Annotated in this window: 26 protein-coding genes and 1 tRNA gene; 16 read left to right on the plus strand and 11 right to left on the minus strand. The window is 58.6% G+C overall.

What is annotated here, in order from left to right:
* Positions 1-1,033 (plus strand): alpha/beta hydrolase family protein (locus tag ACGHU1_RS08130; RefSeq protein WP_390585581.1); only part of this gene is annotated, 1,033 nt, incomplete at its 5' end.
* Positions 1,034-1,290: 257 nt separating this feature from the next.
* Here the strand turns inward: ACGHU1_RS08130 and ACGHU1_RS08135 are convergent.
* Together ACGHU1_RS08135 and ACGHU1_RS08140 are read right to left on the minus strand one after the other, a co-directional pair.
* Positions 1,291-2,181: a hypothetical protein gene (locus tag ACGHU1_RS08135; protein ID WP_390585583.1), complete on the minus strand. Its 891-nt coding sequence runs from the start codon at positions 2,179-2,181 to the stop codon at positions 1,291-1,293.
* 69 nt (positions 2,182-2,250) lie between these two features.
* On the minus strand, positions 2,251-2,460 hold the full coding sequence (locus tag ACGHU1_RS08140; RefSeq protein ID WP_390585585.1) for a hypothetical protein: 210 nt from the start codon (positions 2,458-2,460) through the stop codon (positions 2,251-2,253).
* Positions 2,461-2,530: 70 nt separating this feature from the next.
* Here ACGHU1_RS08140 and ACGHU1_RS08145 point away from each other — a divergent pair, with 70 nt between their 5' ends.
* From ACGHU1_RS08145 to ACGHU1_RS08175, 7 genes are all read left to right on the plus strand, one after another.
* Positions 2,531-3,571: an AraC family transcriptional regulator gene (locus tag ACGHU1_RS08145; RefSeq protein ID WP_390585588.1), complete on the plus strand. Its 1,041-nt coding sequence runs from the start codon at positions 2,531-2,533 to the stop codon at positions 3,569-3,571.
* A gap of 156 nt (positions 3,572-3,727) precedes the next feature.
* On the plus strand, positions 3,728-5,359 hold the full coding sequence (locus tag ACGHU1_RS08150; RefSeq protein WP_390585590.1) for an arylsulfatase: 1,632 nt from the start codon (positions 3,728-3,730) through the stop codon (positions 5,357-5,359).
* A 12-nt stretch (positions 5,360-5,371) separates the two neighbouring features.
* Positions 5,372-5,515, plus strand: a complete 144-nt coding sequence (locus ACGHU1_RS08155) for a hypothetical protein (RefSeq protein ID WP_390585591.1) — start codon at positions 5,372-5,374, stop codon at positions 5,513-5,515.
* A 44-nt stretch (positions 5,516-5,559) separates the two neighbouring features.
* Complete coding sequence (locus ACGHU1_RS08160) at positions 5,560-5,685, plus strand: hypothetical protein (RefSeq protein WP_390585593.1); 126 nt, start codon at positions 5,560-5,562, stop codon at positions 5,683-5,685.
* A 20-nt stretch (positions 5,686-5,705) separates the two neighbouring features.
* Positions 5,706-6,392 carry a type 1 glutamine amidotransferase domain-containing protein gene (locus ACGHU1_RS08165; RefSeq protein ID WP_390585596.1) on the plus strand — a complete coding sequence of 229 codons (687 nt, stop codon included), beginning with the start codon at positions 5,706-5,708 and terminating at the stop codon, positions 6,390-6,392.
* A 29-nt stretch (positions 6,393-6,421) separates the two neighbouring features.
* Complete coding sequence (locus ACGHU1_RS08170) at positions 6,422-6,931, plus strand: hypothetical protein (RefSeq protein WP_390585598.1); 510 nt, start codon at positions 6,422-6,424, stop codon at positions 6,929-6,931.
* 13 nt (positions 6,932-6,944) lie between these two features.
* Entirely contained in the window at positions 6,945-7,850 is a 906-nt protein-coding gene (locus tag ACGHU1_RS08175) for a formylglycine-generating enzyme family protein (RefSeq protein ID WP_390585601.1), read from the plus strand.
* Between the two features lie 1,332 nt (positions 7,851-9,182).
* Here the strand turns inward: ACGHU1_RS08175 and ACGHU1_RS08180 are convergent.
* Positions 9,183-9,272 (minus strand) — tRNA-Ser (locus tag ACGHU1_RS08180).
* A 221-nt stretch (positions 9,273-9,493) separates the two neighbouring features.
* On the opposite strand from ACGHU1_RS08180, the gene hspQ reads away from it, so the two are divergent.
* Positions 9,494-9,874 carry a heat shock protein HspQ gene (hspQ, locus tag ACGHU1_RS08185; protein WP_390585604.1) on the plus strand — a complete coding sequence of 127 codons (381 nt, stop codon included), beginning with the start codon at positions 9,494-9,496 and terminating at the stop codon, positions 9,872-9,874.
* Positions 9,875-9,899: 25 nt separating this feature from the next.
* Here hspQ and ACGHU1_RS08190 read toward each other — a convergent pair whose 3' ends face one another.
* Entirely contained in the window at positions 9,900-10,799 is a 900-nt protein-coding gene (locus ACGHU1_RS08190; protein ID WP_390585606.1) for an ABC transporter permease, read from the minus strand.
* A 76-nt stretch (positions 10,800-10,875) separates the two neighbouring features.
* Between ACGHU1_RS08190 and ACGHU1_RS08195 the strand changes: the two genes are divergently transcribed.
* The 3 genes from ACGHU1_RS08195 (at position 10,876) to ACGHU1_RS08205 (ending at position 13,165) form a co-directional block, all read left to right on the plus strand.
* Positions 10,876-11,571, plus strand: coding sequence for a GcrA family cell cycle regulator (locus tag ACGHU1_RS08195; protein ID WP_390585607.1), 696 nt, complete (start codon positions 10,876-10,878; stop codon positions 11,569-11,571).
* A 99-nt stretch (positions 11,572-11,670) separates the two neighbouring features.
* Positions 11,671-12,195, plus strand: a complete 525-nt coding sequence (locus ACGHU1_RS08200) for a DUF1993 family protein (RefSeq protein WP_390585609.1) — start codon at positions 11,671-11,673, stop codon at positions 12,193-12,195.
* Between the two features lie 16 nt (positions 12,196-12,211).
* On the plus strand, positions 12,212-13,165 hold the full coding sequence (locus ACGHU1_RS08205; RefSeq protein ID WP_390585612.1) for a YdiY family protein: 954 nt from the start codon (positions 12,212-12,214) through the stop codon (positions 13,163-13,165).
* Between the two features lie 3 nt (positions 13,166-13,168).
* Here ACGHU1_RS08205 and ACGHU1_RS08210 read toward each other — a convergent pair whose 3' ends face one another.
* The 5 genes from ACGHU1_RS08210 to ACGHU1_RS08230 all read right to left on the minus strand — a co-directional run bounded on the left by ACGHU1_RS08210 (position 13,169) and on the right by ACGHU1_RS08230 (position 19,249).
* A complete protein-coding gene (locus tag ACGHU1_RS08210; RefSeq protein WP_390585614.1) occupies positions 13,169-13,852 on the minus strand; it encodes a spermidine synthase in 684 nt (227 codons plus the stop codon).
* Between the two features lie 178 nt (positions 13,853-14,030).
* Positions 14,031-16,325 (minus strand): polyribonucleotide nucleotidyltransferase, encoded by a 2,295-nt coding sequence (pnp, locus tag ACGHU1_RS08215; RefSeq protein ID WP_390585616.1) that lies wholly within the window; start codon positions 16,323-16,325, stop codon positions 14,031-14,033.
* 187 nt (positions 16,326-16,512) lie between these two features.
* On the minus strand, positions 16,513-16,782 hold the full coding sequence (gene rpsO, locus ACGHU1_RS08220; protein WP_390585619.1) for a 30S ribosomal protein S15: 270 nt from the start codon (positions 16,780-16,782) through the stop codon (positions 16,513-16,515).
* Between the two features lie 11 nt (positions 16,783-16,793).
* A complete protein-coding gene (truB, locus tag ACGHU1_RS08225) occupies positions 16,794-17,795 on the minus strand; it encodes a tRNA pseudouridine(55) synthase TruB (RefSeq protein WP_390585621.1) in 1,002 nt (333 codons plus the stop codon).
* A complete protein-coding gene (locus tag ACGHU1_RS08230) occupies positions 17,792-19,249 on the minus strand; it encodes an SLC5 family protein (protein WP_390585623.1) in 1,458 nt (485 codons plus the stop codon). Before ACGHU1_RS08230 ends, truB begins: the two co-directional genes overlap by 4 nt.
* Before the next feature lie 76 nt (positions 19,250-19,325).
* Between ACGHU1_RS08230 and ACGHU1_RS08235 the strand changes: the two genes are divergently transcribed.
* The 4 genes from ACGHU1_RS08235 to galK are packed head-to-tail and all read left to right on the plus strand — an operon-like array spanning position 19,326 to position 25,097.
* Positions 19,326-21,482, plus strand: a complete 2,157-nt coding sequence (locus ACGHU1_RS08235) for an alpha-galactosidase (RefSeq protein ID WP_390585625.1) — start codon at positions 19,326-19,328, stop codon at positions 21,480-21,482.
* Positions 21,479-22,975, plus strand: coding sequence for a glycerol-3-phosphate dehydrogenase (gene glpD / locus ACGHU1_RS08240; RefSeq protein WP_390585626.1), 1,497 nt, complete (start codon positions 21,479-21,481; stop codon positions 22,973-22,975). The genes ACGHU1_RS08235 and glpD overlap by 4 nt, the downstream gene beginning before the upstream one ends.
* Positions 22,972-24,057 carry a galactose-1-phosphate uridylyltransferase gene (locus ACGHU1_RS08245; RefSeq protein WP_390585628.1) on the plus strand — a complete coding sequence of 362 codons (1,086 nt, stop codon included), beginning with the start codon at positions 22,972-22,974 and terminating at the stop codon, positions 24,055-24,057. Before glpD ends, ACGHU1_RS08245 begins: the two co-directional genes overlap by 4 nt.
* Complete coding sequence (gene galK, locus ACGHU1_RS08250; protein WP_390585631.1) at positions 24,054-25,097, plus strand: galactokinase; 1,044 nt, start codon at positions 24,054-24,056, stop codon at positions 25,095-25,097. Before ACGHU1_RS08245 ends, galK begins: the two co-directional genes overlap by 4 nt.
* Here the strand turns inward: galK and ACGHU1_RS08255 are convergent.
* Positions 25,094-25,720, minus strand: coding sequence for a site-2 protease family protein (locus ACGHU1_RS08255; protein ID WP_390585633.1), 627 nt, complete (start codon positions 25,718-25,720; stop codon positions 25,094-25,096). The genes galK and ACGHU1_RS08255 overlap by 4 nt on opposite strands.
* 215 nt (positions 25,721-25,935) lie before the next feature.
* Positions 25,936-26,517 carry a thymidine kinase gene (locus tag ACGHU1_RS08260; protein ID WP_390585636.1) on the minus strand — a complete coding sequence of 194 codons (582 nt, stop codon included), beginning with the start codon at positions 26,515-26,517 and terminating at the stop codon, positions 25,936-25,938.
* Between the last annotated feature and the right edge of the window lie 33 nt (positions 26,518-26,550).

The raw sequence follows: 26,550 nt of genomic DNA on the forward strand, positions 1-26,550 counted from the left end.
TGTCGGCGATAACGGTCGGCGAATCCATCTCAAGCGATCTCCTGCCCCACCTAGACCGCTCACTCAGTCGACCTCGACGAGTTTCCGATCAAGTGATGGGACTCTGATTTCTGGTACTATCACTTTGCCGCAGTTCGGCGGACAAACAGCTGGAATTGTCATGGTTCGCGGGCGCGGTTGTGCGGTAGGGCTCAATGGAAAAGCGCGCTTCTTTGCGCAATACGGCATCGCAGTTCTCACTTATGACAAACGCGGCGCGGGCAACTCTGAAGGCAATTGCGAGACTTTCACTTTTGGACAACTTACTGACGATGCGATCGCGGCTCATGCCCATCTCGCATCACAGTCCAAAGTGGACAATCAGCGGGTCGGGTTCATGGGCGAATCCGCTGGGGCTTGGACGATTCAGGCGGCCACCGAAAAACTAAAGTTAGATCCTAATGCCTCGCAAGCTGCCTTTCTTGTTACGTGGATCGGGCCTTCGACCTCGATTATTCAGCAACAAATCAGTTCTGCTGCGACGTATGGCGAGTCTATTGGATTTCCTAAAGAACGACAGAGAATCCTTGCTGAAGTATCGGAGATTATTACCGACTCCTCACTCTCGGACGATGAGGCATTTGCGAAACTCGATGCCATCAGAAGACTTGCCGAGGCCGAGGGATGGCTAGATGAAGGGTTTGGCCCGGACGATATTCCTCGCGCGAGGGAAGAATTGTCGACCCTATGGCTGCGGCGTTTCGAGTATGATCCAGCAGACTTTCTGAGGAACCTCGGTTCCCTGCCGTACCTCATGGTGTTCGGTGCAAAAGACCCCATAGTCCCACTGGCGGAAAACATTGAAGCGCTTCGAGACACAGGCACAGACGTAGAAATCGTCGTGCTCGAAGAAAGCGGTCACGGATATGATTTTGACGAGAGTGAGCTGGAGCTACCAAGCGGCCGGGCTTTCTGGTTGTTCGAGGGACCAGATACCGGATTCGCAACAAGCACGCTCGAGTTCTTGAGAGCGAGGGGTTTCGTTTCGCAGTAGCATCATCCGAAGACAGAGGACCTAGGGTGCTAGAAAACTGAGAGCCGCGGCAAGATCGTGTGACGCTGAACGCTACCACACCCGTTCGCTCCCACTCCCAATAACCGACGCTCATCTAGCCTATCGCTAAGCATATTTGCCGAACGTCAGCTATTGTGCCGTTGCGGCGATGAAGCGGCCTTTCGGCTTGCGAAGCGATTGGTGCTATTCTCGCTTTGTCCTCTCGGAGCTAACAGCGATCGAATTGCACGGCTTTGCTAATGTCGAACCAAGATTGAGGTGTCGGGATTGAGGTCATTATTGGGATCGGTCAGAATTCCTGCAGGAAACGTAACCGATATCGGCTTATCCTGTGTGTCCAGACACAGCACGTGATTATTGTCCCCGTCGCCCAGATCGGCAAGGGCTACCGGCACAACCTCGCGACGCTCTCCTTCTGCATTCTGTACAGTCAATTTGTAAAGTTTGCGTTCCTTGTCGCCGGGTTCATCACCGTTCTCCAGAGTTACGCCCCCCGCCCAGACAACCCGCACTTTTTGGCCGATTCCTTGTGCGGGGCATACGCTTCCCTTGGTGCGTGGCAGGCCCAGCCCCATGTCTTCTTCATCATCCGAAACGATTTGAGCCAGGACAAGCGTTGGACCCGGCTCAAGAGGCGTTACTTCGATGCTTGCCCCCTTTAAGTCGAGTTTACCGTTAATCGACTCCAGATGACCAATAATCTCGACGCTTGCGGGAGGATCATCATTCGCGTTCCCGAACTCACCCACAAGGAGCACGGTGCGCAGTTCTCCTGCATGGGTTGCGGGAAGCAACGAGACGCAGTGAACCACACCTGTTTTGCCTGAACGGGTCGTAACCTTGAAATCTCCCGCCTGCATCGTTGTGTGGTCGATCTCGGTCGAAAAGATGACCGGCATGCCGTCTTTGCCAGGAGCGCCTGTGCATATGAGATTGGCAAGCGGAGGGAGAGTGTTATCGAGCCCGAAAAACGCTGAAAGAAGTTCAGCGCGCTGGCCTTCGGCCTCGCGCGGGAGTTTCCTGTCTGCGGTAGTGTCGGTCTGCTCGTCATTGGTGACCCCGGACGCGCATCCGGTGAGCGCGGCGAATGCGGCAACAATTCCAAAGAGCCTTTCGCGAGAAATCATCCAGTTGGTCCTTGTAGTCGCAATGCAGAGCGAATTATGATCTGCGAGCCCCAGAGCGGCCCAATCAATTCAAAATGCAGCCGGTCCGTCGGACAGTTTTTCCAATACAGTTTCGCTGGCGCCGCTGAAACTCTGAAGTGCCGTTTCGGCCAAAATCCATTCAATTTTGACCTGATTGCGGCTATAAGCATGATGAAGGCACATCGTTGATCCTATGCCGGGTCTAACTGTCTTTGATGGTGGTGGGCCTGCCCGGTTTTTCGGGTGCGGGATGGTCATGCACATGGTCTTTGCCCGCGCTTGGCGTTCGGACGAGGCGGCGCAATCCGAGAAAGGGCGAAGGCGCGCTATGAAACACAGGACGTTCACGCCCGAAAACCGAGCCCTCCCGATGCATTATCCCGGCTTCATCTTTCGCACATTGTGTGAAGATGGGTATTCTGCCAGCGCACTGCTTGCCGGAACCGGTCTTACGAAGGCTAGTCTTACCGATCCGGATTTCCGGTGCGGCTTGGCCAGTTTGCAGAAGTTTTATAGAAACGTGATCAGTCTGAGCGGTGATCCTCATATCGGATTAAGGCTCGCTTTGCGGTTCGAGCCGACAACTGCAGGTTTACCGCTCTTGGCGGCTATGAATGCGGCATCTCTAGGCGAAGCATTGCGTGTCTTTAGCCGTTACGCCTTTCTCACTTACCCTGTGGTCGAGTTCACCCTGCTTGATCGTCTGCACAGCAAGGATCCGACGGAATCCGCGCTGTGTATCCGTATGCGGATACCGCTTGGGGACATATCCTATTTCTCGGCAGGCAGTGCGCTTTTGGCCAGCGACGTGTTAATGCGGGCGATCGTGCGCCGAGAGCAGGTGTCCCATCGAGCAAAGATTGCGGTCGAGGCTCCCCCGGATTGGCACAGGATCGCTGAAGAAATACCTTTTCCGATGCAGTTCGGCGCGGGTGAGAATCGGCTGATCTTCCCCGCAAAACTGCTCGATGCGCCGCTGCCCGGCAGCGATCCGCTCAACCATCGCCACCTTGTATCGCTCTGCGAAAGCATGGCGCAGCAAGCGAGCTACAACAACACGCTGGCGCATATCGTTTCGCAATTCCTCGAGGGCGAGGGCAATCTTGGCGCCACGCTTGCCGAAACAGCGAACGCACTTGGTGTATCGCAACGAAGCCTCCGCCGCCAGCTTGAACAGACCGGGACATCCTTTCGCAAGCTGGTGAGAGACAGGCGTGAGCGCCATGCGCGCAAGCAACTCGCGCAAGGCAAGAAGCCAATCCAGACGATCGCATTCGAACTCGGCTTTGACACAGCATCCAATTTTTCGCGCAGCTTCAAGCAATGGACTGGTGTTTCGCCCAGCGCGTTCAGGGCACGTCAGACCTAACGCAACCCGGCCGGTCAAAATTGAATACTTTTTGGCCAGAACTGAACTTCAACTTCTTCGCAGTTGCAGCATTTTGTACGCGATCAGGCGAAAAGTCGCGCCCCTCACGAATCGCTTCCGGCGCGGCCAAACCGTCACTTACACAGGGACGCTGCGTTGAAGACCCTCTCATATTTTGCCGTAAGCTTGGCTGCAGTCGCGCTTTGGACGGGATCGGCAGACGCCCAAGAGGCTACTGAAACCAGGAACGCGCGGCCCAACATCTTGCTGATCCTGTTCGATGATGTCGGCTTCATGGATTTCGGCGTCTATGGCAGTAATTCGCGTACACCCAACATCGACCGGGTCGCTGCCAACGGCACCATGCTCTCGCGCTATTACACCTCGCCTTTCTGCGGGCCGAGCCGTGCCATGCTCATGACCGGGATGGACAATCACCAGGTCGGCATGGGGACGCTGGTCGAGACCCTGAGCCCGGAAATGGAGGGCCTGCCGGGCTACTCGATGTCCTGGAGTGCGAACCAGCAGACGATGGGCACGCTGTTTTCGGCCGCAGGCTATCAGACATATGTGACCGGCAAGTGGGGCATTGGCGAGGTCGGAGCCAATCTGCCCCATGCCTTCGGCTTTGATCGTTCGTTCGTCATGGATGCCACCGGTGGCAGCAATTACGACAAGTCATCCTACCTGCCAGCGCACGAAAAGAGCGCATGGTTCGAAGATGGGAAACCTACCGAACTGCCTGACGATTACTATTCGTCGCGCTCGCTCGTCGACAAGATGATCGAGTATATTGACGCTGGTGACAGCGAGAAGCCGTTCCTTGGCTTTCTTTCGCTGCAGGCGGTTCACATCCCAGTTCAGGCTCCGGTGTCTTACATCGACGGTTATAACGGGACTTTCGACGCCGGATGGGACGTGATGCGCGAGCAAGGTTACCGGCGCGCTCTTGAACTGGGGATCGTTCCGCCAAGCACCAAACTTCAGGCAGCCCCTGACGGGCACCGCGCTTGGGACGTTCTTACTGCCGAAGAAAAGGCAATCGCCTCGCGCGAGATGCAGGTCAATGCGGGCATGATGGAAGCGGCGGACTTCCACATCGGCCGCCTGATGAAACACCTTGATGATGCAGGCAAACTTGAGAACACCATCGTCGTCATAACGTCAGACAATGGTCCGGAATCCGGAGTGACCCGGTTCGAGGGTCTGACCGGCTATGCAGTCGACCTCGTCAACTGGATGGAGGGGCGCAACACCGCGCCTGAGAACATGGGGCAGCCGGGCAGCCTGACGGCAATCGGTCCTGAATGGGCTTCTGTCTCAGCAGCCCCGTTCAACCTGTACAAGTTCTACGCCAGCGAAGGCGGCCTGCGCGTTCCGCTGGTGGTTGCCGGGCCGGGAATCGGCGAGCAGGGAATTGTGGACGCGCCGGTCCACGTCGCTGATCTAGTGCCGACGCTACTGGAGGCTGCTGATGTCGAATATGATCCGACCAGCTTCTACGGAAAGAGCGCGTTCCCAATGCTCTCGGGCGAAACCGACGAGACTTACGGAGATGATGAGAGTTTCGGCATCGAAGTCAGTGGCAATGCAGCCCTTTATCGCGGGAACTGGAAAATCACCCGCAATTTCCCACCGCGCGGCGATGGCGAGTGGCGGCTGTTCGATATCTCGGTCGATCCGGGCGAAACGACGGACCTCTCCGCGGAAAATGCCGACCTGTTTGAAAGCATGAAGGCCGAATATGCCGCCTATTCGCAAGAGGTTGGCGTGGTCGAACTCGATTAGAGCGACTCAGCCATGAAGCAACTTACGAACAAGCTGGTTTCCGGCGTTATTGAGAAATACTGGCCCCTCTTGCTCGGCCTTGTTTTGGGCTTTGCTGGGCTTCTCTACCTCGCGTTCCGCGTCCTTCGAAAAGCCTTCTCGAGGCAGACCGCCTAACACCCGACAATCCCAGCCGAATCCATTTTTCTACGGAGTGAATCATGACCGGGCTCATCATCGCTTTAACCATTGTTTTCCTTTTGGTCGCGATTGCGATTGTCAATCTCCCTGCGATTCTCAGGGTCATGGGCTACACCGCCACTACCAAATTCCCGAATTCGATCTGAACGGGAAGCGGGCTCTGGTCGTGTGCACAAGTCACGACAAACTCGATCCGACCGGCAAAGACACCGGCGCCTTCGGTTCGGAATTCACCGTGCCCTATTATGCCTTCATCAATGCCGGACTGGATGTCGACATGGCCTCGATCAAGGGCGGCGAGATCCCGATCCAGCCCCGCTCTTGGTCATGGCCGGTCGCGTCTCACGACGACAAACGCTTCATGTCCGACCCGGACGCGATGGGTAAGCTGAAGAACTCGATCCCCATCGCCGACATCAATCCTGACGACTATGACGTGATCTTCATGGCGGGCGGCTGGGGCGCGGCCTATGACCTGATGCAAAGCGATGTGCTGGCCGATATCGTCACCCGCGCCAACGCTCAGGGCAAGATCCTTGGCTCGGTGTGTCACGGCGCGCTCGGCCTGTGCAGCGCGAAAGGGATCGACGGCGAATTGCTGGTGAAGGGGCGGCGCGTCACTGGCGTTACGAATGGCCAGATCAACACGTTTGGCATCGCCGTGACCCCCAAGCACCCGGAAGAGGAGCTGCGTAAGGCGGGCGCGATCTATGAATGCCAGCACGCTTTTCGTGATCCCTTCGCCACGCACACGACGATCGACGGCAATTTGATCACGGGGCAGAACCAGAACAGCGGATACGAAACCTCGCACCGCATTCTGGAGAAACTTGCGACCGCACATAACCGGTAATCCTGTAGCAAGGGCCCTTTTTGAACCCCATGCTGGCAAAGTTCCACCATCCGCACCTAGAATGGCGACCGCTGGAAAGGGTTGCATTCGGGCTGATCTATGGCGCTATCCTGGTGCTCAGCTTGCTGATGGCGGCTGGCGAGAGCACGGACATGACGTTCAAGACGGCGTTGGTCCTGTTCGGTTCCGTACTGGCGGTCGCGCTGGCGAAGGGGTTTGCCGAGCTGGTGGCGCACGCGATTGAAACGGGCGAACGAATGCTGACGAAGCGCGCACTGTGCTCCGCGTGGAACGGCAGCCACCCAACGCTGGCCGTCGTCGTGCTGCCAACTGCGCTGTTCCTTGCTGCCGGTCTTGGGCTCTGCTCCTCAGGGATCGCGACTGTGCTCTCGCAAGCATACTGCCTCGCCATTCTTGTGCTGTTCGGGGCCCGCGTGGGCTGGGTCATCGGCCATGGCCCTTGGCTCAGCATCTCAGGCGCCCTGTTCGCAGGCGGCATTGGCAGCGCGCTTGCCGCCATGAAATACGTTCTTCATTAGTGGATCGGTGGCGATGAATTATCCTCTAGGTATTGCGGTGTTTGCTGTCGCGTGCGGCGGTGCCATCATACTGGCCGATTCCTTCGTAAAGACGCAGCCTGAAAGCGTTTCTTGCGCATTGGAGAAGGACGATCTGGGTGCGTTTGTCGATATCCCGGGCGGTGGTTTCGTACAGGGAGACAGCGCGCGTTACCCCGAAGAAGGGCCGGCAAGAAAGGTATTCGTCTCTCCGTTCCGCATAGTGGCGCACGAGATCACGAACAGCCAATTCGCTGCGTTCGTCGCCGAAACCGGATATGTCACCGATGCCGAACGCGGCGAAGGCTCGGCCCGTTTCGAAGCAAGCGACACGCCCGAGGTGCCTATGTCATGGTGGTCGCTCGACCCCGGTTCGACCTGGCGCACTCCCAACGGCAAAGGCTCCGATCTCATTGGACGGGAATTGCATCCTGTAATCCATGTCACGCTTAACGATGCCCGCGCCTATGCCCGATGGGCGGGCGGACGCATTCCTACCGAAGTGGAATGGGAATACGCGGCAAGTTTGGGGCTGTTCGATTCCAACAATCCCGAATCCGGAATGCGCAGCCCCGATGGCGAAGCTCGCGCAAATGTCTGGAACGGCCCGTTCCCCGCGCTTGACCTCGGTAAAGACGGGTTCAGCGGTTTGGCACCCGTCGGCTGTTACGAGCCGGGGCTGACGGGCGCCTACGACATGATCGGAAATGTCTGGGAATGGACTGAAAGTCCGTTCGGCTCGTCCGAGCCTCGCTTCACGATCAAGGGCGGCTCTTTCCTTTGCAGCGACAGCTATTGCCGCAGATACCGCGCCGCCGCGCGGCAGGGCATGGAAGGCGATTTTAGTTCGTCTCATGTCGGTTTTCGAATTGTCAAAAGCGCTGACACCCCCGCCGAGTGAATAGCGGGCGATTTCAAATATCCCATGAGGCTTGCGGGGCTGGGATGTTAGTCGCCCCAGACCATTCTCTTTGGCCCCAATGTCCGTTTTCGGGACCTAAGATCTCGGATGGCTATCTCTGGGACTGGGGCGCTTTTCAGACATTCACCCTCTTACTGTCCACCATTTGGGCCAAGCCACTTTTTGAGGCGTGCGGGTGCAGTTCCGAACCTCACGTTGCTCATCCCCGGTGAGTTGGCGATTTCCTAGCCTCGCGAGCGCAGCTTGAACTACCCATGGATTGATTTCCCATCGAACCCTCTGTTCATCCATCCGGTATTTCTTGATGGCCATGCCGAGCCTTCGAAGCACGCACTCAATCTGCATCGGAACCAGCACGATGCTTGAAGCAACGCTATCCTGCGCATCCGAGGTCTTTGCCCGTGCAGCTTCGATGGCTGTAAGCGAAGAACGCGCGGCCGCGCTGTCACCGGCAAGCCCTTTCTGTGTGAGTTGAAGAAGAAACGCTTCGGCCGCAGTCAGGCGAACTGGCAGACGACCTCGTCCAGCATCTTGATGAAGGTGAACGGATCATCCATTCATCAGGCAATATCTGCCAGATTAAACTGTCCGTCAGATTGCCTCTCCGAGGCGGACAGCGTCTAATCATCGCCAGCGGCAAGCCTGATATTCGGCCAGATCTCACATTGATCAGCGAGCTTCGCCGCACGCATTCGATGCTGGAGCGCGATCGCAATGGAATGCCTCTGATCCAGACCGCGCCATCTTCGCCTTATATCCGGAAATTGCTGAGGCTCGCTTTTCTTGCGCCGGACATCCAGCGTGATATTCTCGAAGGCTGCCAGCCTGGCACACTCAACCTCCAGCAGCTCATCAAAATGCACATCCCGCTCTGCTGGAATGAGCAACGCGAAGTGCTATTTTGGCCCGTCGCAAACTAGCCTGTTTCGGCAAAGAACAGAGCCTGTACTGGCGATAAAGGCCCCTGTTATGCGTGAAAAAATACCCTGTTATGTCGAATAACAGGAAAACCCCCTTTTCGAGCGCGTAACCCGCGGTAATCACGATATATTATTTGGACCGGACTTAGCATCTTGTGCCGGAACCACCTGTTTTGAGGCCAAAACGAACATTTTTCCCTGTTTTCTCCCTGTTAAACAAGGAGACCGAACCGATTGCGATCGGCGCAGAGACTGACCGCGCAAATCCCGCCTGAAACGAACAGAGACCGCGCTCATGGATTGGGCAAAGGACGGTTTGACCTGTTGAAGCCCGCTCAACCCGCGGCTTTGCGCGTGCGCCCTGCAAGCAGAGACTGGTGCTGGGGGTGAATGGCGGAGAGACAGGGATTCGAACCCTGGGTACCCGTAAGGGCACAGTAGTTTTCGAGACTACCCCGTTCGACCACTCCGGCATCTCTCCGCATTCAAGGCCGCCGGTCCGCGTGGACTTGGCGAGGCTTTGGTCCCTTGACCACCAGAAAGCCGGTCGATGGCTGATGTCACTGGCTCGGGAAGAGCGCCCGTTAGCGCAGCGCACCACGCTTGCCAAGACCCGATGCGGCACAAAAGTGGGGCATATCTGCAGGGTCCACCACATGCAGCGCTTGTTTTGCGAGTGCGAAGGTCCATATTCTTCGGACTATGGAACGATCAGAGTTCTTTTCAACACAGGCAGGGCGGCTGATAAACGCCCCTCGGCAGACCCGCACCCGCTTTGGCATCGGTGATGTGGTCCGGCACCGGCTGTTCGATTTCCGCGGCGTTGTTTTCGATATCGACCCGGTCTTCGCCAATAGCGAGGAGTGGTATCAGTCCATTCCAGAAGACATCCGCCCTATGCGCGACCAGCCGTTCTATCATCTCCTCGCGGAGAATGAGGATGAAAGCTATGTCGCCTATGTCAGTCAGGGCAATTTGCTGTCCGATGCGGAAAGCGGCCCCGTCGATCATCCGACCGTTTCGCAGCTGTTCGGCCAGTTTAAAGATGGCCGCTACCGGATGCGCCGTTCGCTGACGCATTGATTGCGGAGCGCCGCTTTCGGTCGCGCTAGCTTTTGAGCTTCCATCCCGATTTCAGCACGAAATACACGGCCAGCGCGATAGCAATGTTGAATACGCCCAGCCCTATAGCGGCATAGGCCACATCATTTGCCCCGCCGATATCGCTCTCACCCAGAAAGCCATAGCGGAAGCCCGAAATTACATAGAAAAACGGGTTTGCCCGGCTGATCGTCTGGAATGCAGGCGCCAGATTGTCGATAACGTAAAACGTTCCCGACAACAGTGATAGCGGCGCGATAATGAAATTGGTAATCGCAGCGTTGTGATCGAATTTTTCTGACCAGATGGACGTCGCAAGCCCCAAGAGCGCCAGCATCACCGCCCCCATCAGCCCAAACCAGACGACTGCCCATACGTGCTCGACACGCAGCGATACGTCGGGCCACAGCGCCATTGCCAGCGCGACCGCACAGCCGACGGCAATCGCCCGCGTTACGGCAGCCATCACAATTCCGCTCATGAGCTCGCCCGGCGACAGTGGCGGCATCAGCAGATCGATAATGGTGCCCTGGATTTTGCCGGAGAGCAGCGAGAATGAGGAATTGGCAAACGCATTCTGCATCATGCCCATCACGATCAGCCCCGGAGCGACGAAGCTGGCAAAAGGCACGCCCAGCACTTCGCGCCCTCCCCGGCCCAATGCGACCGTGAAAATCACGAGAAACAGCAGGGTCGTGACCGCAGGAGCCCAAATCGTTTGCGTCTGCACCTTGAGAAACCGCCGCACCTCCTTCATATAGAGGGCGAACAGGCCGATACGGTTGATCCCGGTAATAACCGGTTCACCGCGCGGCGGAAACCGGTGCCTCCCGCCGGTTGCAGTTTCATCGGGAGCGGTGTCCGAAACGGAGCCTGCCACAGGATCGGGAGAAACTTGCTTTTGCATGGTTTCGCCGACTAGGGCTTGCTTTGGAAACTGACAAGCCGGACATGCGCAGAGAATTTAGAACGGAAAGACATCTATGAGTTGGACTGACGAGCGTATCGGAACGCTCAAGAAGATGTGGGAGGGCGGATCGACCGCCAGCCAGATCGCCGAAGAACTGGGCGGTGTGAGCCGCAATGCCGTGATTGGCAAGGCGCACCGGCTTGGCCTGAAATCACGCCCCTCTCCGGTGAAAGCCAACGAGAAAAAGAAAGCGGCGAAAAAAGCCTCGGCCAAACCGGCAGCATCTGCGAAAAAGCCGGCAGCATCCGCGCCGAAACCGGCGGCGAAGGCTGCTGCGCCCGCGAAAGCTGCTCCGGCTGCACCAACGGCAGACGCTCCGGCAAAGGCCGATGGGTCGCCGTCTCAGCCAGTTCCCAATCCGACACCAAACCTGCCAAAAATTGTCTCGGTCGGGCCGGGCGGATTCCTGCGTCAGGGTCCGGGCGATCAACAGCCTCCGATTCCGCCTGCGCCGCCTCGCCGGCTTGTCCCTGCCAAGCCAAGCCCGGAAATTGCCGATAAAACCAGTCTGCTTGATCTGTCGGACAAGGTTTGCCGTTGGCCGATGGGCCATCCGGGCGAGCCGGACTTTCATTTCTGCGGAGAAACGGTGAACCCCGGTTTCCCTTATTGCGTTGAACATTGCGGCCGCGCCTATCAGGCACAGCTTCCGCGCGGCGCCCGCCGACCCCCTCCCCCGCTTCCGTTTGGCGGCCCGCGGGTCCGCTGAACCAAATTCGGTTTACATCGCAAGGCCTGCCGGTTTTCATCGGCAGGCCTTTTGCGTAGTGCATATATGAAACTAACCACATCCTGAAAGACCCAGCCCATGCCGCTATCGCTTCACGCCGCTTACATCCCGAGTGCCCTGCAGATGCTCGGCACGGCCGATCACCTGATGAACAAGGCGGAGCAGTGGTGCACCGATCATGAGAAAAACCCGTCCGAGATCATCGGCGCGCGCCTGATCGAAGACATGCTGCCCTTCACATACCAGATCAAAAGCGTGGCGGAACACACCGCCGGATCACTGGAAGCGGTAAGAGAAGGCATCTACAGCCCCGATCTTAACCCGCCGCCCGCCACGTTTGCAGAACTGCGCACGAAAATTGCCGATGCCCGCACCTTGCTGAAAACCATCGGTGAAGACGAGATGGAAAGCTGGATCGGGCGTGACATGCGTTTTGAATTTAAAGAGCGCGGGATGGATTTCACGGTTGAGGATTTCCTCCTAAGTTTCAGCCAGCCGAATCTCTATTTTCACGCCAGCGCCGCCTACTCCATCCTTAGGATGCTGGGTGTGCCGATTGGCAAGATGGATTTCATGGGCGCAGTCCGGATTAAGGGGCGCTGATATAATGGGAGGGACCATGCAAATACGCACCGCCCTCGCCGCGGTCGCCGCCTTGCTTGCGATCGCGCCAACAGCCGCCATGGCCGATATACCCGGGCCTGTGCGCGCCATGATCGATGCCGCGCTTGAGACAGGCGACGAAGCAAAGGTTCGCACCGTGCTGGACCTGGCGCGCCAAACCAATCCCGATGATGCGCAAGAGATCGATGCGATCCTTGAGCAGTTCGAGACCGACCTCGCGGTGAAGGCCGAAGCTGCAGCAGAGGCCAGACAGCTTGAGATCAAAAACGCCGGAATATTTGAAAACTGGGGCGGCAAAGGCGAGCTGGGCGCGTTCCGCGCAACCGGCAATTCATCGAATACCGGCGCCACGGCCAGCATCTCTCTCAACCGTGAAGGCATCAATTGGACGCACAAGATCCGCGGACGAGCCGATTACCAGCGCAACAACGGCGTGACCTCGCGCGAGCAATATTCGCTCTCATACGAGCCAAATATCAGCGTCTCCGATCGCCTGTTCCTTTACGGGCTTGCTCAATACGAACGCGACCGTTTTCAGGGGTTTTCCGGCAGGTATTCGTTTTCGGGCGGGGTTGGCTACCAGATTGTCGACCGACCCGACCTGAAACTGTCAGCGAAAATCGGCCCCGCCTATCGCATCACGGAATTCGTAGCAGGCGGCAGCGAAGCGCGCATCGCGGGGCTGCTCGGCGTCGATTTCGACTGGGATATAACCGACCGGCTGACGCTTACGCAGGACACCAATGCGGTCGCGGAAACAGGGGGTTCTGCCACGCTGATCGTGGATGCGAACAACACCAGCCTCAACCTTGTCACAGGCCTGAACGCCAAGATTAGCGATAGCCTGACGACCCGCTTTTCCTATGCGGTCGAGTATGACAGCAATCCGCCTGACGGAGCGGTTGGCACGGATACGCTCAGCCGGGTGACGCTGATTTACGGTTTTTGATTTTCAGGACTTGCGCGCAAACCAGATCGTATGGCGCGGGCCTTTATTATTGGGCCGGGCGCGGACCTCTCGCACCTCCACATCGAACCCTGCATCCATCAGCCTGCGCGTAAATCTGTGATCGGGCGCTGCGGACCAAATCGATAATAGCCCGCGATCGTTCAGCGCCTCACGCGCCTTTGCCAAACCTGTGCGAGTATAAAGCCGGTCATTGGGATCGCGCACGACGCCATCTGGACCGTTATCGACATCAAGTAGAATCGCATCGTATTTCGCGCAGGTCCCGTCATTGGCATCGTCGATCAGGGCACCGACATCGCATAAAACGATATCGCCGCGCGGGTCGGTCATGCTTTCGCCGGTCAAATGCGCAAGCGGCCCCTGCGCCCATTCCAGAATTTCCGGCACAATTTCGGCGACGCGCACCTCTGCCCTAGCAGGCAGTGCGGCAAGAGCGGCTCGATAGGTGAAGCCCATGCCATAGCCGCCAATGAGGATACGGGGCGTTTTCGCGTCGAGCTCTGCGATGGTTAGATCGGCAAGCTGCTCTTCCGAAAACTGCATCCGCGTGCCCATCAATTCGTCCCGGCCCAGCATGATGACGAAATCCCTGCCGTGGCTGACGAGGGTGAGTTCTTTTTCGCCGCCGGGGATCGAGGCACTGGCGATTTGAATACGCTGCAACATGCAGCCCCTTTGCCGGAACATGCGGGATTTGCCCAGCATCATGTCCGCACCATCAGCCCATTAATGGCCGGCTGAACGATTTAGTGGTTCGACAACCGCAAGGTTCGAAATGGGGAGCTCCAAAAGAAAGGGCCGCCCGGATTGCTCCGAGCGGCCCTGATCTTTTGGGTTTGAAAGATTAATCCTTCAGGAAGTCCGGCATGGATGCTGGGCCGTCATTGCCGCCCCCATCATTGCCGCCTTTATCGCCGCCGCCGCGCGGACCGCGACCACGGCCGCCGCCGCCGCCGCGACGATCACCGCCCCGGCCACCGCGATCACCGCGAGGTTTGTTTTCACGAGGTGGACGTGTGTCTTCCAGCTCTTCGCCGGTTTCCTGATCAACCACCCGCATCGACAGACGGACTTTGCCGCGCTGGTCGATTTCGAGAACCTTGACCTTCACTTCCTGACCTTCAGAAACGACGTCCGTCGGCTTTTCTACGCGCTCGTTCTTCATTTCGGACACGTGGACGAGGCCGTCCTTGCCGCCCATGAAGTTCACGAATGCACCGAAATCGACGATGTTGACGACCTTGCCTTCGTAGATCTTGCCGACTTCGGCTTCTTCGACGATGCCTTCGATCCATGCCTTCGCCGCTGCAATTTCATCAGCGTTGGAGGACGAAATCTTGATGGTGCCTTCGTCGTCGATATCGACCTTGGCGCCGGTTTCAGCGACGATTTCACGAATGACCTTGCCGCCAGTGCCGATGATGTCACGGATCTTCGACTTGTCGATCTGCATCGTTTCGATACGCGGAGCGTGCTTGGAAACTTCACCGCGTGAGCTGCTGAGAGCTTCAGTCATTTTGCCGAGGATATGCGCGCGGCCGGCTTTCGCTTGCTCAAGCGCCTTGGTCATGATTTCCTGCGTGATGCCGGCAACCTTAATATCCATCTGGAGCGACGTGATGCCGTTTTCCGAACCAGCCACCTTGAAGTCCATGTCGCCAAGGTGATCTTCATCACCAAGGATGTCAGACAGGACGGTGAAATCGTCACCTTCAAGGATGAGGCCCATGGCAATACCCGAAACCGGACGCTTCAGCGGAACGCCTGCATCCATCATCGAGAGGCTGCCGCCGCAAACCGTCGCCATCGATGACGAGCCGTTGGACTCGGTGATGTCGGACAGAACGCGGATCGTATACGGGAATTCTTCCGTATCAGGCAGAACCGGACGCAGCGCACGGAATGCGAGCTTGCCGTGGCCGGTTTCGCGGCGGCTGGTAAAGCCGAACCGGCCCACTTCGCCAACCGAATACGGCGGGAAGTTATAGTGCAGCATGAAATTGCTGTACGAAAGGCCTTCCAGACCGTCGATCATCTGCTCTGCATCTTTCGTGCCGAGCGTGGTGGTGCAGATCGCCTGTGTTTCACCGCGGGTGAACAGCGCCGAACCGTGCGTACGCGGAAGCAGGCCAACCATCGCCTCAATCGGGCGAACTTCGTCGGTCTTGCGACCATCGATGCGCTGCCCATCCTTGAGGATCGCCTTGCGAACGATGTCGCTTTCCAGCTTCTTCACAAGCTTGAGGCGGCCCATATACTCCGCCGGATCGCTCTCTGCGAGGCCGGCGTAGTGATCGCGTGCCTTTTCACGGGCAGCGTTCACAGCGTCCTGACGGGCCGATTTATCTGTGATCTTGTAGGCTGCAGCCAGATCGTCGCCGATAACGCCGCGCAGCTCTTCGAGAGTGGCGGATTTGTCTTCGACCGGTGCCAGTTCCCACGGATCTTTCGCAGCCTGTTCAGCCAGATCGATGATCGCGCCGATAACCTTGCGGCTTTCTTCGTGAGCGAACATCACTGCACCGAGCATCTGCTCTTCGGTGAGTTCTTTCGCTTCGGATTCGACCATCATCACAGCGTCTTGCGTCGCAGCGACCACCAGATCGAGGTTGCCGTCTTCACCCAGTGCGTCGGAGACTGTCGGGTTGAGGATATATTCGCCGTCATTATCGAAACCGACACGCGCTGCGCCAATCGGGCCCATGAACGGGAGACCGGAAATAGTCAGCGCCGCAGAAGCTGCGATCATCGCAACAATATCAGGCTCGCTCTCGCCATCGTAGGAGAGAACCTGACAGATGACGTTGATTTCGTTGTAGAAGCCTTCTGGGAACAGCGGGCGGCACGGACGGTCGATGAGACGCGATGTCAGCGTCTCTTTTTCGGTCGCGCGGCCTTCACGCTTGAAGAAGCCACCCGGAATGCGGCCAGCTGCGGAGAATTTTTCCTGATAGTGAACGGTGAGCGGGAAGAAATCCTGCCCTTCCTTCACGGATTTGGCGGCGGTGACTGCGCACAGCACCACGGTTTCGCCATAGGTGGCCAGAACGGCGCCGTCTGCCTGACGGGCGATCTGACCGGTTTCGAGGGTGAGGGTCTTTCCGCCCCACTCCAGCGATACGGTTTTCTTGTCGAACATGTATTTTCCTTTTGAACCCGCCCGGCCTTATTGCGCGCGCGGGGCCTACTTGTTCCGGGTGTGCCGGCCCGGTCCGGTGCGGGGCATCTGTCGGCCCCCAGAACACGCAGACCGGATGTCTGCGCGCCTAATGCGAAAAAGGCGGCCCGCCCATTTCAAGAGGGGGGAGCCGCCTTTCACGAAACTCTTATTTACGCAGACCCAGTTTCTGGATCAGTGCGTTGTAACGCTCGACATCTTTCTTTTTTAGATAGGCGAGCAGGTTACGGCGCTTGTTGACCATCATCAGAAGGCCGCGGCGTGAATGGTTGTCTTTATGATTGCCTTTGAAATGGCCGGTCAGGTTTTTGATACGCTCTGTAAGGATCGCAACCTGGACTTCGGGGCTGCCCGTATCGCCATCGGCCTGGGCATTGTCTTTGATAATTTCTTGCTTACGCTCGGGTGAAACCGACATACATTTCTCTCTTACTCAGCGACATCGGGAAGGTTGAAACCTCGCACGACTTTCGAAGTGCCATCCGTAACTTGAACCAGCGCCACCGGCACATTGTCCAGCATCGCACAGTATAGCCCGGATGGTTGGGGCAGTTCAGACAGGACCCGGCCCTGACGGACCGCCTGCGCGCTTGTCTGATTGAGGTGAAGGGCCGGGATGTCGTCCAGCCCCGCCTCTAACGGCAGGAGGAGATCTTCAAGGCTCGCGCCCTTACCGATTCCGTTGAGATTGTCCAGCGAAATCGCCTGTTCCTGGTGGAATGGGCCAGCCTTTATCCGTCTTAAATAGGTAACGTGGCCGCATGTTCCAAGTGCGCGGGCGATGTCCCGTGCAAGAGAGCGGATGTAAGTGCCCTTTGACACATGGGCTACCAGCGTCACGCTTTGCGCCATAACGAGCGGTGCGCTGGGATCATATGGATCAGGCCGGCCAGCGGTTTCTGAGAAGGCCGAGCGCAGTTCATCATCACTTTCATAACCGGAGGCGAGGGTCAGCGAATGGATCGTGACGCTGCGCGTTTCGAGTTCGACGTCCTCACCCGCCCTGGCAAGGTCATAGGCGCGCTTGCCATCCACTTTCAGCGCGGAATAGGCGGGCGGCACCTGATCGATCGGTCCAGTGAAGTGGCTGAGGATCGCTGCCACCGCGGCAAGCGGCGGCGTATGGCTGGATCGTTCAATCACCGCGCCTTCTGTATCCAGCGTGTCGGTTTCCTCGCCTAACGCAATCGTGAACTCGTAGATTTTACTGGCATCCAGCATGCGTCCGGCCAGCTTGGTCGCCTCGCCCAGCGCAATCGGCAGCACACCTTCGGCGAGTGGATCGAGAGTGCCGCCATGCCCAACCTTTGTCTTGGCATAGCCGCCCTCGCGCAGGTTGCGTTTTACCGCTGCAACCGCCTGCGTAGAGCCCAGCCCACGCGGTTTATCGAGGATGATCCAACCATGCGGGGGCGGTTTGCGTTCAGTCATGCCGCTGAAGATTGGGGAGCGCGGGTTCCGATCGCAAGCTCTGCCCGCTTTCCGTATACGATCAGGTTCGCGAGCAGAGATGTAGCGACCGCTAGCACCAGCGTGACCGCCATGCCGTGAATGTAATGCGCAGGCTCCCACCACATGCTCCAGAACGCATAGAACGCCACCCCGGCAACCACTCCGATCATCGCCGCACCTGCCTCCACATTGCGGAAGGCGAGGCCGACCACGAACGCAGAAAGAATTGGCATGGATAGTAGGCCGTAAAGCTGCTGGACGGTGTCGATGAGGCTTTCCTGCGTCGCGAAGAACGGAACCAGCGCCAGTGCAAGGACGCTCATGACAACCGACACGATAGCGCCGAGGCGTCCGATCCGTTTCTCGCCTTTCACATAAGCTTCATGAATGTCGCAGACATACAGCGCCGCGGAGGCGTTCAGGATCGAATTGAAGCTGGTGAGGATCGCAGCGACGATTGCCGCAGCAAAAGCGCCCGAAAGCCATACGGGCATCACCTCGGCGACGATCATTCCGTACGCGCCGTCGGATGGGACATCGCCGAACAGCTTGTACGACACGATGCCCGGCACGACTACGATCAGCGGCACGATTAGCAGACGGATACCAGCCGCAGCGAGCACCCCCTTCTGCGCCTCGCGGATCGTGGGCGATGCCATGGCGCGCTGTGTAATTGTCTGGTTGGTCGACCAGTAAAATGTCTGGATGAAAATCATGCCCGTTAGCAGCGTGTGCCACGGGATGCTGGAATCATCATCGCCTATCAGCGTCAGCCGCTCTGCCGGGATGCCTGACAGATCGAAATCAATCGCAGCAAGCGCCAGATAAACCACCAGGGTAGCCAGACCCAGCACCAGCACGCCCGAATATGTGTCGGACACCGCCACCGCCCTTAGGCCGCCGAAAATCGCGTAAGCCGCACCGATGCTCGCCAAAATAACCGACGAGATCATGAGGTTTTCTATGCCGCCATCATAGCCGAGCATCGACAGGAAGAAACGCGATCCGCCATACAGGATTGCAGGCAGAAAAATGAACAAATTGCCCGCAAGAAACAGCACGGAAATCAGCGCGCGGATGTTCTTGTCGCCGAACTTTTTCTGAAGCAGCTCGGTCGTGGTCGTGCAATTGTTGCGGTAGTAAACCGGCAAGAACACGAACGCCAAGATGAACAAACCGGCGACGGCGGCGAATTCCCACCACGCGACGAGCAGCATCTGGTTGCCATTCATGCTGACAAGCTGATCGGTCGACAGATTGGTCAGCGTAATCGACCCTGCGACAAAATACCAATTGAGCGATCCTCCGGCGAGGAAGTATTCGCGCTCATCCTGCGGCCCCGTTCCGCGCGTCCCGCGAACATGCATGTAAGTGGCAAAGGCGATCAGCGCCGTAATGATTGCAAACACGGCGACCTGAATTGTGCTCAACATCTCACTCCCCTCACGCCCGCCTCTTACGGCGATTTTTCGTTGTCCTAGGGCAAGGAGTGCCGCATGGCGACAGGCGATGGACACGCCCGCAACCGCCCTCCCCCGCTATTTCGCCCTGCGAGGAGGCGGGACGCTGATCGCGGTGGAAGCCGCGCAGGGCGGGCGGCCTGCGATCATCTATGCCGGATGCGATATTCCGGGCGTAGAGGTCAGTGAACTCGCCCTACTCGCGGTCCGTCAGCACGCAGCAGGTGGACCGGCAGCGCCGCTGCGCGCTTCGCTGCTCAATGAAATTGGCACTGGCCTTGGCAGCGCGGCCGGCCTGTTGGCGCATAGGCGCGGCGCCGACTGGGCAATCGATCTTAGAACTGTCGATGCAGGTTTTGACGGGACGTCCAAACTTACCCTGACGCTCAAAGATGAAGCCGCCGGTATTGCCGCGCAGCATCATCTGGCGGTCCATCAAACTACGGGAATGCTGACCGCCAGCACCGTGATCGAGAACACGGGAGAGGCTGGCTTAAGCGTTGATTGGTGCGCTGCGCTGTGCCTGCCCTTTGATCCGCGACTTACGACATTCATGAACTTTACCGGCAAATGGGCGCATGAATTCGCGATTGAAGAAGTCGATTGCTTTCATGGCGGCATCCTGCGCGAAAACGCCTCTGGCAGGACCAGCCACAGCAGCTTCCCCGGCGGTATATTGAAAGCGCCCGAAACCACCGAAACGGCGGGGCCAGCGGCAGGCTTTCACCTTGCCTGGAGCGGCAATCATCGCCTGCGCATCGACCGCGCTGGCGAGGGGCAGCTGCAGCTACTCGCCGGAGAGTTGCTTTTGTCCGGAGAGATCCTCCTGGCGGCAGGGGAACAATACGCCACCCCCGATCTGATCGCCTGCTTTACCGAAAGCGGTCTAAATGCGGTTTCAAATACGTTTCACCGTCATTTGACGGAAGAAGTGATGCAACAGCGCAGCTTCGCAAAACCTCGCCCGATCCATTACAACACCTGGGAGGCGGTGTATTTCGCCCATGACGAGGCGGTGCTGACCGATCTGGCCCAGCGCGCGGCGGATGTCGGGGCTGAACGGTTTGTGCTGGACGATGGCTGGTTCGGCGCGCGCCGTAATGACCGCGCCGGGCTTGGCGATTGGTTTGTTTCAAGCGCCGCCTATCCCAACGGTCTTGGCCCGCTGGTCCAGAAGGTGAAAAGTCTGGGCATGGAATTCGGGCTTTGGTTTGAACCTGAAATGGTCAATCCCGACAGCGAACTATACCGCAGCCACCCTGACTGGGCGCTGGAAACCGGGGGCGCGGAACCTGTTGCATCCCGCAATCAATTGACGCTCAACCTCACGAAACCTGAAGTTTGCGAATATCTGTTCGACCGGATGACGGCGCTGATTTGCGAGCTCGAAATCGATTACATCAAATTGGATATGAACCGCGACACGCATTTCCCTGAAAGCGGGGGCAGAGCTGTGATGAGCGCGCAGACCCGCGCGGTCTATGCGCTCATCGATAGGCTGCGCGATGCACATCCCGCGCTGGAAATCGAAAGCTGTTCGTCCGGCGGTGCGCGGGCCGATTTCGGCGTTATGCGCCGTGCTGACAGGATCTGGACTTCGGATAACAATGATGCGCGCCAGCGGCACCGGATCATGCGCGGGGCGAGCCATTTCTTTCCGCTGCGGGTGCTCGGCAATCATGTCGGGCCAGAACGGTGTCATATTACGGGGCGCCGTTTCGACATGGCGTTCCGCGTGGGCAGCGCAATGCTTGGCCATATGGGCATGGAACTGGACCTGCGGGCGGAGACACAAACCGACCTGAAAACGCTCAAAGCCGGTCTAGACCTGCACAAACGCCACCGAAGCCTGATCCACGGGGGAGAATTCCTGCGCCTCACATCATCCGGCCCCACCAACCTTGTCGGCTGTGTCGATGCGTCCAGATCGGAGGCGCTGTTTTCCTACGCCATGCTCGACACGCAGCTGGACACCTTGCCTTCCCGCATCGTTTTTGGCGGGCTGGACCCGTCATCGCATTACCGGGTCAAACTTGTCTGGCCGCAGCACAATCCCTCGCTCAGCTTCCCCTCAATCATTGATGCCGCCCAGCTTATCGGGGATGGCCAAGTATTTTCAGGTGCGGCCCTGATGCGCCATGGTATGCAGCCGCCGCTGACCTATCCTGACACCTGCCTGATCTATCATTTGAAAGCCGAGACATGACCCCGACTTACGATCTGCTGGTAATCGGCGGCGGCATCAACGGCGCGGGCATTGCGCGCGATGCGGCGGGCCGGGGGCTGAGCGTGTTGCTGGTCGAGAAAGACGATCTGGCCAGCCACACCTCCAGCGCATCGACAAAACTTGTGCATGGCGGCCTGCGTTATCTAGAGCACATGGAATTTCGGCTTGTGCGCGAAAGTCTGATCGAGCGGGAAAGGCTGCTCAATATCGCTCCCCATATCATCTGGCCGCTGCGGTTTGTCCTGCCGCACGACAAGGGACTGCGCCCCAAATGGATGCTTAGGCTAGGATTGTTTCTGTATGACAATCTGGGCGGGCGAAAACTGCTTCCCCCCACCCGCACTGTCGATCTGCGCGCGCCGCCTCATGCAAACGTGCTGGAGGATCGTCTGACATCGGGGTTTGAATATTCGGATTGCTGGGTGGAGGATTCGCGGCTGGTCGTGCTGAACTGTCTGGACGCAAAGGAGCGCGGCGCCGACATTCGCACCCGCACCGAATGCGTGGCTCTGGATCGGCGCAAGGATGAATGGATCGCCGATCTGCGCACGTCCGATGGCAAGGTTGAACGTGTCAGCGCCCGGCGCGTGGTCAATGCCGCGGGTCCGTGGGTCGATGCGGTTCTAGGCCGAGCGATCCCCGGCGAAGGGCACGCCAACTTACGGCTTGTAAAGGGGAGCCACCTGATCTTCCCGCGCCTGTTCCAGGGCGATCATTGCTACATCTTCCAGAACAAGGATGACCGGATCATCTTCGCCATCCCCTACGAGCACGATTTTACGCTGGTTGGAACAACCGATCAGGGGTTTGAAGGCGACCCGTCCGACATCGATATTTCCGCCGAAGAAGCGCGGTATATCTGCGACGCAGCGAATGAATATCTACGCGCTGATATTACGCCGGATCAGGCCGTGTCGAGCTATGCTGGTGTGCGCCCGCTCTATGATGACAAATCCGCCGACAATTCAACCGTGACGCGTGATTACGTGTTTGAGCTCGATAATGGCAGCGGCGAAAGCGCGCCGCCGATCCTTTCGATATTTGGCGGCAAGATCACAACCTATCGCAAGCTGGCGGAACATGCCGCTGAAAATCTGGAACTGCCCGGAGAGGCATGGACCGCTAACAGCGCCCTTCCCGGAGGCGATTTTCCGGTCGAAGAATTCGAAGCGCGGCTCGCGCAGCTAATCCGGCAGTTTGACTGGTTTCCCGCCTATGGGATGCGCCGCCTGTTCCGCGCCTATGGAACGCGCGTGCCTGCGCTGATCGGCGATGCGCGCGGCCTGAATGATCTGGGTCAGCATATGGGCGGTGACCTATACGAGCGCGAGCTGGAATATCTGGCAACCCACGAATTTGCCCGAACCGCGAAAGACGTGCTGTGGCGGCGCAGCAAACTGGAACTGCATCTGGATCAAGAGGCAAAAGCGCGCGTGGACCGGTGGTTCAACGCGCGGCAGGCGGCGGCGTGACTTCCCCAATCTCGCTCCCGCGCTCTTTCGGCGGAAAGCCGACATTTCGCCGCGACTTTCGCAAGGCCGATGGCCGGATGCTGCATCTGTATGGCCGCACGCCGCATGACCTTTCGCCGCAGCAGGAGGAGGTGAATGAAATCGCACAGGGCGGCGAGATTCGCCGCCATCCCCTGCGCGCGGAATGGAATGTTTACGCCGCCCACCGGCAGAACCGCACGTTCAAACCGTCTACGGCCCAAGATCCGCTTTCCCCGACCCTGCCGGATGGTCCCGCAACAGAGATACCGTTTGCAGATTTCGAGCTTGCGATTTTCGAGAACAAATTTGCCGCATTTCACGCAGGCGCATCCGATTGCGCAGACCTGTCAGGCATTGCCGTTGAACCGGCAAAGGGCGCCTGCGATGTTGTCGTCTATGGCCCGCAGGCAAGCGGCAATCTGCATTCCATCGGCGCAGACCGCAGGCAGGTACTGATTGCCGCGTTGATCGACCGGTATGACACGCTGTTTTCGGCTGGCTGCCAATATGTCCTGCCATTTGAAAACCGCGGAGACGAAGTCGGCGTCACGCTGCATCACCCACACGGCCAGATTTACGGATTCAACCGCATTCCGCAGATCCAGCAAACCGCGATTGATGCGTTTGCCGACGGGTATGACCTTGCCAGCGAAATCGGCGCCGCAATGCCCGATTACGGTATTGGCGAGACGGGCGGCGTCGCCGCTTTCGTGCCGCGCTTTGCCCGGTTTCCCTACGAAGTCTGGTTAGCCCCGCGCATCCGGCGCGAGGGGCCGTGGGATTGCCGGGATGAAGAGCTGGAGGCGCTAGCAAACTGGATGGGCGAAATCACGCGCCGTTATGACCAACTGTTTCAGCAACCCGCCGCCACCATGATGGCATTTCACGCAGCTCCGGCTGGGGGGAGCGCGAACTACCATTTCACGGTCCAATTCTACCCGCTTTTGCGCGCGCCGGGCCGGATGAAATACCTTGCCTCTGTCGAACAGCACAGCGGCACTTTCACCGTCGATGTGATGCCGGAAACTGCGGCTGCCGCGATCAGGGATGCCGCGCAGTGAACGATGTGGTCAGCGCATCGGCACCGGGACGCGTCAACCTGATCGGGGAGCACACCGATTACAATGGCGGGATGGTCCTGCCCGCCGCGCTGAATATTGGGCTGGAGGTTTCGCTGATACCGCGCAGCGACAGCGCCGTCGCGGTCAGCTCTGACGGGTATGACGCGCCCGCCATCCGCGATGTGGCCGACGATGCCGTGGGCGGATGGTCAGACCCGTGTGTCGGCGCGATACGGGAGGCAAACAGGCTTGGCCTGCTGGATGCAGGGGTGACGCTGGATCTGGTTTCGTCCATTCCGGCAGGTTCGGGGCTGTCATCGTCTGCCGCGCTGATCGTGGCCATATTAAAAGCGGCGCGGACATATGCAGGCGCTGATCTGACGGACATAGACATCGCGATTGCCGCGCGCCGGGTCGAGAACGATTACATGGGCGTGCCATGCGGGATCATGGACCAGATGACAGTCGCCCTCGCCTCCCCCGGCAGCGCAATGGCGCTGGATACCAAAAGGATGGAATACGCGCTGATCCCGCTGCCTGCCTCGCATGACATGGTCGTCCTGCATTCGGGCATCACCCGCAAACTGACAGATGGTCGGTATGCCGCGCGCAAACAGGAATGCGACGCGGCGAAACGGTTTTTCGGGACGGAAGACCTATGCCTGATCGAAGAGGAGACAGTGCGCGGGTCTGATCTGGCCGACGTTCCCAAACGGCGCGCGCTTCACTGTGTCTCAGAAAATGCGCGCGTCCACAGCGCCATTGCTGCGCTGGATGCAGGCGACATCGGCGAGTTCGGGGCGGTGATGAACGAAAGCCATGCCTCGATGCGGGACCTGTTTGAAATGTCGCTGCCCGCCATTGACGCTCTGGTAAATGATGCCGTCCAGATCGGCGCGGTCGGCGCGCGGCTGACGGGCGGCGGATTTGGCGGCTGCATTGTCGCCTGCATTGCTAAGGAAGAGCGTGAGGGCTGGCTTGGCGAAGTGCTTTCGCGGCATCCCGATGCGCGGTTTATCGACGCGGTTAGCGGCGCTTAAAAACCGCCGACCCACTGGGCGATGTCGAGATAGTGGCCCATCATCCATTCCACTGGCGGCATTACGATCTGCGCGATCCAGCCGGTGCCGAATGCCCAGCTTCCGGCAATCACCGCTATCAGCAGGAACATACCGACCTGCTGCAATTTGCGCCATTGCGCACGCAGCGCCTTTGGCAGCAATCCGCCGACAATATGCGACCCATCAAACGGCGGGATCGGCGGCAGGTTGAACAGGCCGAGGAAAATATTGATGAGGATCGAAAAGAACAGCATCGTCGACAACGGCCTGACATCGCCGCCACTATCGGTCAGCAACATGGTCTCACCCGTGCCAAAGCTAAGGTCGGCAGGCGCGATGAGGCCATACAAGACCACCGCAAACAGCGCGATGACGAAATTGATCCCCGGACCAGCCGCCGCGACTGCCATCATCCCATAGCGCGGATTGTTGAGGCGCAGCTGATTGACCGGCACCGGCTTTGCCCAGCCGAAGATCGGTCCGCCAAACAGCGCCATCGCGCCCGGCACTAGCAAGGTGCCGATGGGATCGACATGCGGGATGGGATTGAGCGTCAGCCGCCCGCGTGCGCTGGCCGTATCATCGCCAAGCCATTTCGCCATTTAGCCATGCGCTACCTCGTGAAAGACAATAGCAATGACCAGGCAAGGGATCAGGATCAGCGCGAATGTGAGAGTTTCCATCATGTGCCTAGATAGGGAGCAAGCAGGCCGCCAACCAGTGCGCGCGCATCACCGATGCCCGAATATTCGCAGCGTCCGCTCCTGTTGCGCCAGTGTCAGCCGCCCGTGTCAGCCGCCCCTGTCAGCCGCACCTGTCAGCCGCCCTCGCCCAGCGCCTCGCTGAAATGTTTGCGGCACAGCGCGAGATAGCGGTCATTGCCGCCGATTTCCGTCTGCGCCCCCTCGGCAACCGGTTTGCCGTCCGCATCGACGCGCAAATTCATCGATGCCTTGCGCCCGCAATGGCACACCGCCTTTAGCTCGACGAGAGCATCTGCGATGCCGAGCAGCGCGGCAGAACCGGGGAACAGCTCGCCCTGAAAATCGGTGCGGATGCCATAGCAAAGGATCGGGATGCCCGCCGTATCCGCCAGCCGGGCGAGCTGCCACACCTGCTCTTTGGTCAGAAATTGCGCTTCGTCGAGGAGCACGCAATCGAGCGGGGCTTCGGCATGAGCTGCACTGATGGCGGACCAAAGGTCGGTGTTCGGGGAATACAGGTGAGCCTGCGCCTCAAGCCCGATCCGGCTGCGCACCATCCCCTGTGATCGGGTGTCCAGTTCAGCCGTCCACAGCATGGTGCGCATCCCGCGCTCACGGTAGTTGAAATCGGCCTGCAGCATCGTGGTCGATTTGCCGGCATTCATGCTCGAATAATAGAAATACAGCTTGGCCATGCACGGCAGACTTACACCGCGCACCTGCGGCGG

Source organism: Erythrobacter sp. MTPC3, assembly GCF_042854385.1.
Classification (GTDB): Bacteria; Pseudomonadota; Alphaproteobacteria; order Sphingomonadales; family Sphingomonadaceae; genus Erythrobacter.

Coding starts and splice junctions, on each gene's coding strand:
- ACGHU1_RS08135 (WP_390585583.1), bottom strand. CDS start 2,181: ATGATTTCTCGCGAAAGGCTCTTTGGAATTGTTGCCGCATTCGCCGCG.
- ACGHU1_RS08140 (WP_390585585.1), bottom strand. CDS start 2,460: ATGACCATCCCGCACCCGAAAAACCGGGCAGGCCCACCACCATCAAAG.
- ACGHU1_RS08145 (WP_390585588.1), top strand. CDS start 2,531: ATGAAACACAGGACGTTCACGCCCGAAAACCGAGCCCTCCCGATGCAT.
- ACGHU1_RS08155 (WP_390585591.1), top strand. CDS start 5,372: ATGAAGCAACTTACGAACAAGCTGGTTTCCGGCGTTATTGAGAAATAC.
- ACGHU1_RS08160 (WP_390585593.1), top strand. CDS start 5,560: ATGACCGGGCTCATCATCGCTTTAACCATTGTTTTCCTTTTGGTCGCG.
- ACGHU1_RS08170 (WP_390585598.1), top strand. CDS start 6,422: ATGCTGGCAAAGTTCCACCATCCGCACCTAGAATGGCGACCGCTGGAA.
- ACGHU1_RS08175 (WP_390585601.1), top strand. CDS start 6,945: ATGAATTATCCTCTAGGTATTGCGGTGTTTGCTGTCGCGTGCGGCGGT.
- hspQ (WP_390585604.1), top strand. CDS start 9,494: ATGGAACGATCAGAGTTCTTTTCAACACAGGCAGGGCGGCTGATAAAC.
- ACGHU1_RS08190 (WP_390585606.1), bottom strand. CDS start 10,799: ATGCAAAAGCAAGTTTCTCCCGATCCTGTGGCAGGCTCCGTTTCGGAC.
- ACGHU1_RS08195 (WP_390585607.1), top strand. CDS start 10,876: ATGAGTTGGACTGACGAGCGTATCGGAACGCTCAAGAAGATGTGGGAG.
- ACGHU1_RS08200 (WP_390585609.1), top strand. CDS start 11,671: ATGCCGCTATCGCTTCACGCCGCTTACATCCCGAGTGCCCTGCAGATG.
- ACGHU1_RS08205 (WP_390585612.1), top strand. CDS start 12,212: ATGCAAATACGCACCGCCCTCGCCGCGGTCGCCGCCTTGCTTGCGATC.
- ACGHU1_RS08210 (WP_390585614.1), bottom strand. CDS start 13,852: ATGTTGCAGCGTATTCAAATCGCCAGTGCCTCGATCCCCGGCGGCGAA.
- pnp (WP_390585616.1), bottom strand. CDS start 16,325: ATGTTCGACAAGAAAACCGTATCGCTGGAGTGGGGCGGAAAGACCCTC.
- rpsO (WP_390585619.1), bottom strand. CDS start 16,782: ATGTCGGTTTCACCCGAGCGTAAGCAAGAAATTATCAAAGACAATGCC.
- truB (WP_390585621.1), bottom strand. CDS start 17,795: ATGACTGAACGCAAACCGCCCCCGCATGGTTGGATCATCCTCGATAAA.
- ACGHU1_RS08230 (WP_390585623.1), bottom strand. CDS start 19,249: ATGTTGAGCACAATTCAGGTCGCCGTGTTTGCAATCATTACGGCGCTG.
- ACGHU1_RS08235 (WP_390585625.1), top strand. CDS start 19,326: ATGGACACGCCCGCAACCGCCCTCCCCCGCTATTTCGCCCTGCGAGGA.
- glpD (WP_390585626.1), top strand. CDS start 21,479: ATGACCCCGACTTACGATCTGCTGGTAATCGGCGGCGGCATCAACGGC.
- ACGHU1_RS08255 (WP_390585633.1), bottom strand. CDS start 25,720: ATGGCGAAATGGCTTGGCGATGATACGGCCAGCGCACGCGGGCGGCTG.
- ACGHU1_RS08260 (WP_390585636.1), bottom strand. CDS start 26,517: ATGGCCAAGCTGTATTTCTATTATTCGAGCATGAATGCCGGCAAATCG.